Annotated in this window: 10 protein-coding genes; 9 read left to right on the forward strand and 1 reads right to left on the reverse strand. The window is 65.5% G+C overall.

Annotation, left to right across the window (positions count from 1 at the left end):
• Position 1 precedes the first annotated feature (1 nt).
• The 4 genes from AADX97_RS14640 to tsaB all read left to right on the forward strand — a co-directional run bounded on the left by AADX97_RS14640 (position 2) and on the right by tsaB (position 5,640).
• On the forward strand, positions 2–2,335 hold the full coding sequence (locus tag AADX97_RS14640) for a DNA internalization-related competence protein ComEC/Rec2 (RefSeq protein WP_374234074.1): 2,334 nt from the start codon (positions 2–4) through the stop codon (positions 2,333–2,335).
• A gap of 234 nt (positions 2,336–2,569) precedes the next feature.
• Positions 2,570–3,562: an adenosine kinase gene (locus AADX97_RS14645; protein ID WP_374234075.1), complete on the forward strand. Its 993-nt coding sequence runs from the start codon at positions 2,570–2,572 to the stop codon at positions 3,560–3,562.
• 176 nt (positions 3,563–3,738) lie between these two features.
• On the forward strand, positions 3,739–4,692 hold the full coding sequence (locus tag AADX97_RS14650) for a hypothetical protein (RefSeq protein WP_374239301.1): 954 nt from the start codon (positions 3,739–3,741) through the stop codon (positions 4,690–4,692).
• A 270-nt stretch (positions 4,693–4,962) separates the two neighbouring features.
• A complete protein-coding gene (tsaB, locus tag AADX97_RS14655) occupies positions 4,963–5,640 on the forward strand; it encodes a tRNA (adenosine(37)-N6)-threonylcarbamoyltransferase complex dimerization subunit type 1 TsaB (RefSeq protein ID WP_374234126.1) in 678 nt (225 codons plus the stop codon).
• Here tsaB and AADX97_RS14660 read toward each other — a convergent pair.
• A complete protein-coding gene (locus AADX97_RS14660; protein ID WP_374234077.1) occupies positions 5,624–5,887 on the reverse strand; it encodes a hypothetical protein in 264 nt (87 codons plus the stop codon). The two genes, tsaB and AADX97_RS14660, sit on opposite strands and share 17 nt — an antisense overlap.
• A 197-nt stretch (positions 5,888–6,084) precedes the next feature.
• Here AADX97_RS14660 and AADX97_RS14665 point away from each other — a divergent pair, with 197 nt between their 5' ends.
• The 5 genes from AADX97_RS14665 to AADX97_RS14685 all read left to right on the forward strand — a co-directional run bounded on the left by AADX97_RS14665 (position 6,085) and on the right by AADX97_RS14685 (position 11,764).
• A complete protein-coding gene (locus AADX97_RS14665) occupies positions 6,085–7,323 on the forward strand; it encodes a glycerate kinase (RefSeq protein ID WP_374234078.1) in 1,239 nt (412 codons plus the stop codon).
• Entirely contained in the window at positions 7,320–8,147 is an 828-nt protein-coding gene (locus AADX97_RS14670) for a ferritin-like domain-containing protein (protein ID WP_374234080.1), read from the forward strand. Before AADX97_RS14665 ends, AADX97_RS14670 begins: the two co-directional genes overlap by 4 nt.
• 248 nt (positions 8,148–8,395) lie before the next feature.
• Positions 8,396–9,670 carry an alpha/beta fold hydrolase gene (locus AADX97_RS14675; RefSeq protein ID WP_374234081.1) on the forward strand — a complete coding sequence of 425 codons (1,275 nt, stop codon included), beginning with the start codon at positions 8,396–8,398 and terminating at the stop codon, positions 9,668–9,670.
• A gap of 142 nt (positions 9,671–9,812) precedes the next feature.
• The gene (locus AADX97_RS14680) at positions 9,813–10,337 is read left to right on the forward strand and encodes a TIGR00645 family protein (protein WP_374234083.1); all 525 of its coding nucleotides are present in this window, start codon (positions 9,813–9,815) and stop codon (positions 10,335–10,337) included.
• Between the two features lie 161 nt (positions 10,338–10,498).
• A complete protein-coding gene (locus AADX97_RS14685; protein WP_374234084.1) occupies positions 10,499–11,764 on the forward strand; it encodes a DNA cytosine methyltransferase in 1,266 nt (421 codons plus the stop codon).
• Positions 11,765–11,770 lie beyond the last annotated feature (6 nt).

An 11,770-nucleotide genomic window follows, 5' to 3' on the forward strand; every position in this document is an offset into this window, starting at 1 on the left:
AATGACCCGGAGCACGACCGCTGCCGGTCTTGCATTCGCCTCCGGCGTCGCCGTGGTTTACCTGCTGCCCGGTCTGCCGCCGCTTGCCCCGCTCGGAGTCGTCGTGGTTGCTCTTGGCCTCGCCGCGTGGCGCTGGCGCCCGCTTCGATGGCCCTTCTGGCTGCTGCTCGGTGCGTTCTGGGCGCACTGGAATGCCTGCCTACTGCTCTGCTCGCCCTTGCCCGATGCGCTGGCCCGCGCGCCCCTGGTCGTGGAAGGGCGCGTCGCCTCGATCCCTACCGATTCCGGTCTCGCTCGGCGATTCCTGTTCGAGGTGGAGCGCGCCCGGCACGAGGGCGAGCGCATCCCCTTCACCGGTCTGGTCCGACTCTCCTGGTACGACGACGCGCCGCCCTTGCGCGCCGGTGAGCAATGGCGCCTGCCCGTGAGGCTCAAGCCTCGGCACGGTTTCGCCAATCCGGGCACCTTCAACTTCGAGCGCTGGTTGTTCGAGCAGGGTGTGCAGGCGACGGGCAACCTGCGTCGGGGCGAGCCGCCGCAGCGGCTCGATGCGGGTGCCGGCCGCTATTGGCTCGACCGTCGGCGGCAGGGCCTGGCCGAGCATCTTGCCCGGGTCTTGGACGGCGCACCGGCCCTGCCGCTCGTACAGGCCCTGGTGATCGGCGATCGCTCCGGTTTCGATCAAGAGGATTGGGAGGTGATGACGCGCACCGGGACCAACCACTTGGTGGCGATCTCGGGGCTGCATGTCGGCTTGATCGCCGGTGCGGTCTTCGTTCTGGTGCGCTGGCTTTGGTCGCGCAGTGCGGGTCTCACGGCCGCGTTTGCCGCACCGCGCGCGGCGGCGGTCGGTGGGATGATCGCCGCGCTCGGCTATGCGGGACTCGCGGGTTTCGCGGTCTCGACCCAACGCGCGCTCGTCATGATCGCCGTGGTCTTCGCGGCGCTCGTTTGGCAGCGGACGCTGCGGCCTTACCATGCGCTCGCACTGGCTCTGGTCGGGGTGCTGCTGGTGGATCCGGGGGCAGTCTTGTCGCCTGGGTTTTGGCTGTCCTTCGGCGCCGTGGCGGTGCTCTTGTTCAGCCTCGGGCACCGGCTGCCGAGCCGCGATCTCTGGACCCGCTGGGGTCGCGCCCAGTGGGCCGTCGGGATCGGTCTCTTGCCGCTCCTGTTCCTGCTCTTCGGACGGGCCTCGCTGATTGCGCCGCCGGTGAATCTGGTGGCCGTGCCGCTCTTCAGTCTGATCCTGCTGCCGCTGGTTTTGGTGACGAGTCTGCTCAGCTTGATCCCCGGGTTTGGCCTGATCTCTTGGCTGCCTCTGCAGTGGACAGCGCAGCTGCTCGGGTGGTGTTTGGACGGGCTCGCCTGGATCGCCGACTTGTCTTGGGCCGTGATGGCGCTGCCCGAGCGTCCGGGTTGGGTCTGGCTGGCCGCGGGTGCCGGGGCACTGTTGCTGCTCGCGCCGCGCGGGCTGCCGGGACGCTGGCTGGGTCTGCTGCTCGTCCTTCCGATGCTCGCCCTGCGCACGCCGCAGCCGGGCGACGGCGAGGCATGGTTCACTCTGCTGGACGTCGGGCTCGGCCTGTCCGCCGTGGTGCGCACCCGGGAGGGCACGCTCGTCTATGATACAGGACCGGGGTTTCCGAGCGGCTTCGATACGGGCAGCGCGGTGGTTGCGCCCTTTCTGGCAGCCCAAGGGGTGCGTCGGATCGAGCGTCTGGTCGTCAGCCATGCCGACCGCGATCATGCCGGTGGTCTGGCCGGTTTGGCCGGACGCATCCCCATCGATCGCATCGACAGCGGAGAACCGGCGGATCTAGATCTGCCGGGTGCCGAGCCTTGCCGGGCGGGGGAGGGCTGGGACTGGTCCGGTGTGACGTTTCGGTTTTTCCATCCGGACGACGCGGGATTCCACGGCAACGACGCCTCCTGCGTGCTGCGTGTCGAGACCGCGGGCCGCTCGATCCTTCTGACCGGTGATATCCAGGCGAGGGTCGAGCGCCGACTTGCCCGCGAATGGGGGGATGCGCTTGCGAGCGATGTCCTGGTCGCCGGTCACCACGGCAGCGCCACTTCGACGCATCCCGAGTTTTTGGACGCCGTCGCGCCCGGGCTCGTCCTCTTCGCCTCCGGCTATGCCAACCATTTCGGCTTTCCCGTCGCCGAGGTGCGCGAGCGGGTGTCGGCGCGCGGCATCCCGGCACTCGACACCGGTCTTGTCGGCGCCATCGAGCTGCGGCTCGGGCCGGACGGCACCATCGAGGGTCCCTGGACATGGCGCGAGCGTGCCAGAGGATTCTGGACCCATCGCGCGGACGGATACCCGAACAACTGAACCGCATCGACACCGATGTCCGCAGCTGCCGGCGAGGCAGGTTTCTGAGCTCTCTCACGGAGCCACGGAGCCACGGAGCGCACGAAGGACAGATCTCGGATTCTCCGTGCCCTCCGCGTCTCCGTGAGAGTCATATCGCGCTGGACCCGGTGCCGAGCTTCACTGATCGGTAGTAAGCGATTCATCCGGATCGGTTATACACTGCCCCCTTTTCGACGAGGCGGCGAGGGATTCATGGCGAAATATCAGGTTTACGGCATCGGCAACGCGCTGGTGGATATGGAGTACGAGGTGGATGCGACGGATCTCGGCATCCTTGGGATCGACAAGGGCGTCATGACCCTGGTCGACGAGGTGCAGCAAGCGGCGATCATGTCGCATCTCAAGCATCACCAACCCCGGCGCGGTTCGGGCGGATCGGCCGCGAACTCGGTCATTGCGCTCAGTCAGCTCGGCGGCAAGGCTTTTTACTCGTGCAAGGTGGCCGACGACGAGCTGGGTCATTTCTACATGGACGATCTGGTCCGAGGCGGTGTCGACACCAACAACCATACCCGCAAAGATGAAGGCCACACCGGGCGTTGCGTCGTCCTGGTGACGCCGGACAGCGATCGCACCATGTGCACCTTTCTGGGGGTCAGCGGCGCCCTGTCCGCCGGCGAGCTGGTCGAGGACGCGCTGCGCGACTCCGAGTGGTTCTACACGGAGGGCTATCTGGTGACCTCGGAGGCCGCCCGGGAGGCGTCCATCGTCGCGAAGGGGATCGCCGATGCGGCCGGGGTGAAGACCGCGATCTCCCTGTCCGATCCAAACATGGTGAAGTTCTTCAAGTCCGGACTCCTCGAGATGATCGGCTGCGGGGTGGACCTGCTGTTCGCCAACGAGTTCGAGGCGATGGGCATGGCCGGCAGCGACGACCTCGGCGTCGCCGTGGACTATCTCAAGACCATCAGCCGGACCTTCGCCATCACGCGCGGGCCGGACGGCGCCTTGGTTTGGGACGGCGAGGATCTGATCGAGATCGCAGCGGTCAAGGTCAAGGCCGTGGATACGGTCGGTGCGGGAGACATGTTCGCCGGTGCCTTCCTGTACGGCCTCGGCCAAGGATGGGATTTTGCGCGAGCAGGCAATCTCGCCTCGGCGGCCTCGGCAAAGCTGGTGACCAGTCTCGGCCCGCGCATCTCCGCCGACGAGACCCGGGCGATCCTGAAAGGATTCGACAGCTGATCGGTCCTTTTTCGGAATCTGCGGAGCGGTCGGCAGTTCGAGGCGATCCGCCGGGTCTAGGATTCAGCCAATGGATCCTTCTCAGTGTACGGACCTGCCCCAGGGGACGGGGTATCCGCGGACGTGTCGATCGAGAGATCCGCGGCGGTTCGTCGTCGACCCGCGGATTTGGCATGATGACCTTTAAGACTTCGGCTCGACCCGCACCCGGCTTGCCGACTGGGATGACCCTGTCCATCGCTGTCGGCGAGCCGGGATCGTCGGGTCATCTCGAGTCTGCGAGCAGCTTGCTTGCGTCCCCCCCGTCGGTCGGGGATCGGATCTCACCTGCCAAGCTGATCGAGAGGCTGGAAGCGTTGCTGGCGAGCGATTTGGACGCCGCTGCACGTCTGCGACTCCTCCACGCCTGGAAGGCTCCTTTATTGGCGGCCTGCGAGCACGCAGGTGCGCACACGGGGCCGCACGTCGGCGAGGAGATGGGTGCGCGCACCGGCGAGTCTGGCTCGGTGTTCGAGGGGCGTCTCTATCGACTGATGTTCCGCAATCTTGCGGCGGCGATCGCGCGGGTCGCGGATCGCCAGCGCGCTCCCGATGCCGATTTGACCACGTGGGCGGTCCGTAACCTGTTCAATTTCTTTCAGCACCAGATCCGATATGCCGCGCGCTTGCAGATCCCGCTTCCCGTGGGATCCTGGCGTGATCTTCATGCCCTGGCGGCGGGGCTAGTCGTGAGCGCCCGGTATCCTCGAGCGACCCACGCTTTACGGGGTGCCGGTCCCGATGTCGGGTATCAGCGCGCTAGGTCGATCGAGCTGAGATACACGGAGGTCCTTCTGCTCGGAATGATCGCACAAGTCTTCGTGAACGCGATCCAGGATCGCATGAGCGGGTTGCACGGCTGGGCGGTCGAAACCCGCTTGGAAAATCCATTCGGTCTGAGCGGTCAGCGCGGATTATGGCTGGTGGATCTCGCCGACGATGCCCCGCCGTGCGAGTGCGCCGGGCCTTTGAGCCTTGATTTTCGCGGTTGGGTCCTGTTTCCGCCCGAGGATTTCGTCCGCATGCTCGATTCGGCACGCTTGTCGGATACCTTCGCTTGCGAACGGGGTGTTCGCCCGTCTCCCTTTTAGGAACAGTTCAAAAATAAGCCAAACAACTCGACGAGACAGTACCTTTGCCACGGTTGTCGTTATTCTCGTTGTCGTTGTCGTTGTCGTTGTCGTTGTCGTAATCGAATCGACGACAACGACAACGACAACGATTAGAGTCGGTGTTCAACTTGTTTCGGGCACGAGTTAGGGGTCACCGCGATTCGAGCGGATATCCGCAGCTCGGCGCCGACTCCGTATAGAATCGCAGTCAAGGTTCCTTGGATGCAGCTACTCCCTTCCTGACCCATGATGACTCTCCTCGCGATCGATACCTCGGGCGACGCCTGCTCGGCGGCCCTGCTGTCGGGCGAGCGGATCGAGCAAGTGCTCGAGACCGCCCCGCGTCGGCACGGCGAGCTGATTCTGGGCATGATGCAGCAGGTGCTGGACGACGCCGGAACGCGTCTGACCGAGCTCGACGCGATCGCCTTCGCGCGCGGTCCCGGATCCTTCACGGGTGTGCGGATCGCGGTCGCCGTCGCGCAAGGGGCCGCCTTCGGCGCGGGGCTGCCGCTCGTGCCGGTCTCGACCTTGGCCGCCATCGCGCAGGGAGCGTTTCGGCGCAGCGGCGAACGGCGCCTCCTGGTGGCACTGGATGCGCGCATGGGCGAGGTCTACTGGGGGTGCTTCGAGATCGACGGACGTGGCTTGGCCGTGGCCCGTTGCGACGAGCAGGTCTGCCCTCCTGAGGCGGTCGAGGCGCCGGACGGCGAGGGATGGTGCGGTGTCGGGCCGGGCTGGTCCGTCTATGGCGCCGAGCTTGCCGTGCGAACCCGTGTGGTCCAGAACGCCGATGCCGGGGAGGCGATCTGCGAGGCTCGGGATCTGGCCGTACTCGGCGCAGCTGCGTTTGCCGCGGGGCATGCGGTGCCGCCCGAGCGGGCGGCACCCGTCTATCTGCGGGATCGCGTTACGCGGGTCGGCTGAGGGTGTGGCCGTGGACCGTTTGACGTTCGTGGTCGTGCCGGCAGTGGCGCTTGAGGCAACTGATCACGTAGTGCAACAGGGTCGCGCCGACGGCGAGGAAGACCGCAGCGCCGGCGGCCAACCTGACGGTGGGCTCGACCTGTGAGAGGCCCAGCACCAGCCAGGTGATGAAGGCCAGTACGCTGGAGATCAGCGAGACCATGACGAAGGGCAACGGGGAACGACTACATTTCGGGCACAGCTTCATGGATTGGACTCGTTCGAATCGGGTTCAGTGGAGGGTCCTTTTGTGTTCTCGGGTTGCGGCTGCCGACATCCTTTGCCGTGCTGCCGGAGTCTTTTCTTCTCGACACTTAGCCATTTCTTTTCGTTCGATCGCATTGCGAATTGTCAATTTGCAGACGTCGTTTATCGTTTTCCAGTCCGGTGTCGGGGTCGGTCTCGATGGCTGACGCCGCCTTCGCGCGGCCTCTGTTGCTCGAGGTCTTTGTTGCGGCCTTGCGCGCGGTGGAGGGGCGTGTGGTCGTCGGGCAGGCGCTCGCCGCGCGACCCTTGCACGGCTCGGTGTGGATCTGTGCGATCGGCAAGGCCGCGCAGTCCATGGCGCTGGGTGCCTGCGATGCATTGGGTCCGCGCGTTGTCGGCGGCCTGCTGATCACCAAGCCGGGTCATCTCGATCCATCGGCCCTCGCCTGGTGCGACATCGAAGCCCTGCTCGGCGGCCATCCGGTGCCGGATGCGGGGAGTCTGGCGGCCGGCCGGCGCTTGATCTGCGCGCTCGGTGCGTTGCAGCCGCAGGCCGATGTGCTCTTCCTCCTATCCGGCGGTGCCTCAAGTCTGGTCGAGGTACCGATCGCCGGACTGGATCTCGTCGATCTGCAACGCATGAACCAGTGGCTGCTCGGCAGCGGTCTGCCCATCGACGCGGTGAATCGGGTGCGCAAGTCGGTCTCTCGGATCAAGGGCGGAGGGCTACTGAGTCTGCTCTGCGACCGGCCGACGCGCGTGCTTGCGATCTCGGACGTGCCGGGGGATGACCCGAGCGTGATCGGCTCCGGGTTGCTGGTCCCCGAGGTCGCTTTGGCCGAGGGGCTTGCCGGGCTCGATCTGCCGACTTGGCTTTCGGATTGGGTCGAGTGCGGGCTGGCGGAGCGGGGTCCGCTCCCGATCCGCGGTCCGCAGATCGAATTGGTCGCGACCCTGGAGACCGCCAAGCTCGCCGCGGCCGCAGCGGGGCGCCGAGCGGGTCTCGTGGTCCGGGTCGACCCGCAGCCGGTCGAGGGCGATGCCGCGCTCGCCGGTCGACGTCTGGCGCTTGCTTTGCTGGCCGGTCCGCCGGGTCTCTCGATCGCGGGCGGTGAGACGACGCTGCGTCTGCCGGATGCGCCGGGGCGGGGCGGGCGCAATCAACATCTTGCTTTGGCCGCGGCGATCGAGCTTGCCGGTCAGGCCGATGCCGTGTTGCTGAGCGCGGGGACCGATGGAACAGACGGCCCCACCGCCGACGCCGGGGCCTTAGTCGACGGTGCCACGCTGGAGCGGATTCAAGACGCCGGACTCGATGCCGCACGGGGGCTGGAAGGCGCCGATTCGGGCACGCTGCTCGAGGCGAGCGGCGACCTGATCCGCACCGGACCGACGGGAACCAACGTGATGGATCTGATTTTGGGGTGGCGCGGATGACGCAAGTGCAGGGCAACCTCTTCGATGCTGCAGCCGCCTGTCTCGGCGAGCCGGATCCGGCCTGCAAGCAGGCCGCGACACAGGCGGCGGCCGAGCAATGGCGGACCGGGGGCCTGCGAGCGGATGCCGCTGGCGCGGCCCCGGCCTGCGATCTGCCTGGGCGTCCGGCGCGGCCCGATCTGGTTCCGCCGCGTGCGCTCAAGGCGCGCAAGCTCATGAGCCGCGAGGGCCGAGCGGCCATGATCCACGCGGTCGCCCACATCGAATTCAATGCCATCAACCTCGCCTGGGACGCCGTACAGCGCTTTCGCGCGATGCCGACGGACTTCTATGCCGATTGGATCCGGGTCGCGGCCGAGGAGGCCGAGCACTTCGGCCTCATGCGCAACCGCCTGGGGGATCTCGGCTACGACTACGGCGATTTCCCCGCCCATGACGGCCTCTGGGAGATGGCGCGCGCGACCGCACACGATCCGCTGGTGCGCATGGCCTTGGTGCCGCGCGTCCTGGAGGCGCGCGGACTGGACGTGACGCCCGGAATGATCGCGCGTTTCGAGGCGGCGGGAGACCCGGAAACGGCGGCCTGCCTGGGCGTCATCCTGCGCGATGAGGTCGGCCATGTGGCCGTCGGCTCGCGTTGGTTCAGACGGCTGTGCGCGGAGCGTGGGCTCGACCCGGGTCCCCTCTTTTTCGATCTGCTGGGCGAGTACATGCGCGCCGGGATCCGCTGTCCACTCAACCTCCCGGCCCGACGCGAGGCCGGCTTCGACGAGGTCGAGCTCGATCGCCTCCAGGCGCTGTGTCGGGCGGGGGAGGGCGGGTGAGTCGGTTGATCCGCGGGGTGAGGCGTGTGGAAGGAGCCGCCAGCCGCCAGCCACCGGCCGTTGGTCTTTAGCTGTTAGCCTTCATCCTTCCCCCCGATCTTGAGTGCTCCAGTGCGCCTTGTTCGGCAAGGAACCCATGGTCCTGCGGGTACGCAATCGCCAAGCCGGCCCCGACGCTATCCATTCGATGAATAAAAAAAGCTGGCGGCTTTTCTCGGACCGAAGGCTCTCCAACGCGAGGAATTGGCATGGCAAGAATCAAACTTGAGTTTCCGAATCCCGAGGGGCACGCCCTGGTCGGCCTGCTCGAGACCCCTCCGGATCGCGTGCCGACGGCCCGTTACGCCCTCTTCGCGCACTGCTTTACCTGCAGCAAGGATATCGCCGCGGCGACCCGCATCAGTCGGGCCTTGGCTGCGCGTGGGATCGCCGTGCTGCGCTTCGACTTCACCGGACTCGGCAACAGCGACGGAGACTTCGCCAACACCAATTTTTCATCCAACGTCGCCGATCTGCTCGCCGCGGCGCGCAAGCTGGAGGAAGACTACGAGGCTCCGGCGCTGCTGATCGGGCACAGTCTCGGCGGTGCGGCGGTGCTGGCCGCCGTGCACGCGCTCCCGTCCGTCGAGGCGGTGGTAACCATCGCCTCCCCGGCGACCGCCTCGCATGTCCAGCATCTCCTCAGCGGGGCGCGCGGCCAGTTGGAGGAAACGGGCGAGGCCGAGGTGCAGATCGGGCAGCGGCGCTTCCGCATCCGCAAGCAGTTGCTCGACGACCTGGATCAATACGCCTCGGCGGATCACATCCGTCACCTCAACCGAGCCCTCCTGGTCTTCCACTCGCCGCTCGACACCATCGTCTCGATCGGAGAGGCCGCCAAGATCTATGGAGCGGCGCGTCATCCTAAGAGCTTCATCTCGCTCGACAAGGCCGACCACCTCCTGACCAATCGCGAAGATGCCGAGTATGTCGCCGAGACCCTGGTCGCTTGGGCGAGCCGCTACCTCGGTCTCGGCAAGCACGGCTTCGAGCAGAGCATCGGGACCGCACCTCGAGTGGCCGAGAAAGAGGTCCTGGTCACCGAGCTCGATACCCGTTTCCAGCGCGGACTCTACACGTATCGCCATCAATGGCTCGCCGACGAGCCCAGGTCGGTCGGAGGTTCGGATCTGGGTCCGACGCCCTACGAGCTGCTGCTGATGTCACTCGGCGCCTGCATCTCCATGACCGTGCGGATCTACGCCAGGCATCAGGGACTGGCGTTGGACGACGTCGAAGTCCGTCTGAGCCAGGAGCGGGTGCACGGCACGGACTGCCGCGCGTGCGCGGATGAGGGCGAGGACGAGGGTCAGCTCGAACGCGTCGAGGTGGGTCTGAACATCCTCGGCGCGCTCACGCCCGAGGAACGCACCCGTCTGCTCGAGATCGCCGCCCGCAGCCCGGTCTATCGCACGCTTGCTGCTTGCACGAACGTGCGGATCGGCTTCGAGGAGGGGCCGCCGGCCCCCGAGCGCACGCCCTAGCCGAGGCATGGGGACCGACTGACCGAACGCCGTTGAAGTGGCGGCCGCGCCCGCGTAGCATCCCGCCCGCTCCGTCGCTCGCCCCTGGCTCGCAAACGCCGGACTCGGACTCAACGGCTTGATGGCAACCCGGAACCTCGACATGAAACAGATCGAACACTTTCTGGAATTGGTGATCTTCAGCAGCCGGTGGCTGCTCGCGCCCTTCTATCTGGGCCTGGTCTTGGCCATCGCGCTCCTACTGGTCAAGTTTATCAAGGAGTTCATCAATTTCGTCCCGCTCGTCTTCACCGCCGAGGCCGGCGAGGTGATCATCGGGCTGCTCTCCCTGATCGACGTCGTGATGATCGCCAACCTGGTGCTCATCATCGTGCTGGCCGGCTACGAGAATTTTGTCTCCCGAATCGATACCGGGAACCATGAGGATCGTCCCAACTGGATGGGACACGTCGGCTTCGCCGAGCTGAAGATGAAGCTGATCGGCTCCATCGTCGCTATCTCGGGCATCGAGCTGCTCAAGGCATTCATGTACGTGGATCGCCTGACCAACGAGGAGCTGGCCTGGAAGGTCGGCATCCACATGACCTTCGTCGTCTCCGGGCTCTTGTTCGCGCTGATGGATCGGATCTCGGCAGACAAGGCGAGCAATCGCGACGATCCGCACTGAAGGTTCCTGATGCCGTTCTTGGACTCGTCGCGAAGGCCACGCCGCACACCGCGTTGAAGCACTTGGACGGTGCGGGTAGCATCTCGGCTTGAGGCTGCATCATGCGGCCGCAGTGCGACTGCCGGAAAGCCGAGCCCACACTACCGAGCGTAGCCAGCCAAATGTCATCCGAGAAACGTTACACCGCTCTCAGCCTGTACACGGGTGCCGGTGGCCTGGACCTCGGGTTCGAGGTGGCGGGGTTCGATTGCCGGGCGGCGGTTGAGGTCGACCAGGATTGCGTCGCCACCCTTCGTTCCAACCGCGACTGGCCGGTCATCGACCGCTCCATCCACGAGGTCTCCAGCGCCGATCTTCTGCGCACCGCCGACCTGGAGCCGGGCGAGGTCGATGTCCTGATCGGCGGCCCCCCCTGTCAGCCCTTTTCCAAGGCGGGCTACTGGGCCTCGGGCGACGCACGTCGTCTCGATGATCCAAGGGCAGATACGGTTGCCGCCTATCTTCGGGTCCTTCGCGATACCCGTCCGCGCGTCTTCCTGATGGAGAACGTGGCGGGGCTGGCGTTCAAGGGAAAGGACGAAGGGTTGCGCCTGATCCAGTCGACCTTGGAGTCGATCAACCGTGCAACTGGAACGCAGTACCAAGCATCGATTATGGTGCTGAACGCCGCCGAATTCGGTGTACCTCAGTCGCGTGAGCGGATCTTTATCGTTGGGGCTAGGGATGGGACGGCACTCGGCAGCATTCCCTCCACGCACCGGCCGATCATAAAACGGGGACGCCAAGAGTCCTCAATCGATCACACTGTGCAGCCGTTCCACACGGCTTGGGATGCGCTTTGGGATCTGGAGGACGATGATTCTCCAGAGCTGAAGCTAAGCGGCAAGTGGGCGGACCTTCTTTACTCTGTGCCGGAGGGAGCCAACTATCTGTATTTTACTGACCGTGGGAAAGGTCCTCCTCTGTTTGGATGGAGGCGGCGCTATTGGAATTTCCTACTGAAGTTGGCTAAAGATCAACCATCCTGGACCCTCACCGCTCAACCAGGTCCGTCCATTGGCCCGTTTCATTGGCGGAATCGACGACTTTCCGCACGAGAGCTTTGCCGCTTGCAGACCATACCAGACGACTATCGGGTTTTGGGCTCATTGTGCAGTGTGCAGCGACAAGTCGGTAATGCCGTTCCCTCCGCCCTTGCAGAGATTCTCGGGTTCGCAATTCGTGAGCGTCTGTTAGGGGATCCCAGCGCGGCTAATTTAACATCAACTTTACTCCCGGTGAGACAGGCGCGTGTTCCCCCGCAGGACCCCATTGCGGCGGTGCCGTCCGCATATCTCCGATTATCGGGGTCTCATAGTCAGCATCCTGGAACGGGGAAGGGGGATGGTGCTCTGCGGCGTGGAAGTGTCACTGAATGCCGTGATTAAGCGATG

Source organism: Thiocapsa sp. C2-2m, assembly GCF_041903745.1.
Taxonomy (GTDB): domain Bacteria; phylum Pseudomonadota; class Gammaproteobacteria; order Chromatiales; family Chromatiaceae; genus Thiocapsa; species Thiocapsa roseilacustris.

Coding starts and splice junctions, on each gene's coding strand:
- AADX97_RS14665 (WP_374234078.1), top strand. CDS start 6,085: ATGGCTGACGCCGCCTTCGCGCGGCCTCTGTTGCTCGAGGTCTTTGTT.
- AADX97_RS14680 (WP_374234083.1), top strand. CDS start 9,813: ATGAAACAGATCGAACACTTTCTGGAATTGGTGATCTTCAGCAGCCGG.
- AADX97_RS14685 (WP_374234084.1), top strand. CDS start 10,499: ATGTCATCCGAGAAACGTTACACCGCTCTCAGCCTGTACACGGGTGCC.
- AADX97_RS14650 (WP_374239301.1), top strand. CDS start 3,739: ATGACCTTTAAGACTTCGGCTCGACCCGCACCCGGCTTGCCGACTGGG.
- AADX97_RS14675 (WP_374234081.1), top strand. CDS start 8,396: ATGGCAAGAATCAAACTTGAGTTTCCGAATCCCGAGGGGCACGCCCTG.
- AADX97_RS14660 (WP_374234077.1), bottom strand. CDS start 5,887: ATGAAGCTGTGCCCGAAATGTAGTCGTTCCCCGTTGCCCTTCGTCATG.
- AADX97_RS14640 (WP_374234074.1), top strand. CDS start 2: ATGACCCGGAGCACGACCGCTGCCGGTCTTGCATTCGCCTCCGGCGTC.
- AADX97_RS14670 (WP_374234080.1), top strand. CDS start 7,320: ATGACGCAAGTGCAGGGCAACCTCTTCGATGCTGCAGCCGCCTGTCTC.
- AADX97_RS14645 (WP_374234075.1), top strand. CDS start 2,570: ATGGCGAAATATCAGGTTTACGGCATCGGCAACGCGCTGGTGGATATG.
- tsaB (WP_374234126.1), top strand. CDS start 4,963: ATGACTCTCCTCGCGATCGATACCTCGGGCGACGCCTGCTCGGCGGCC.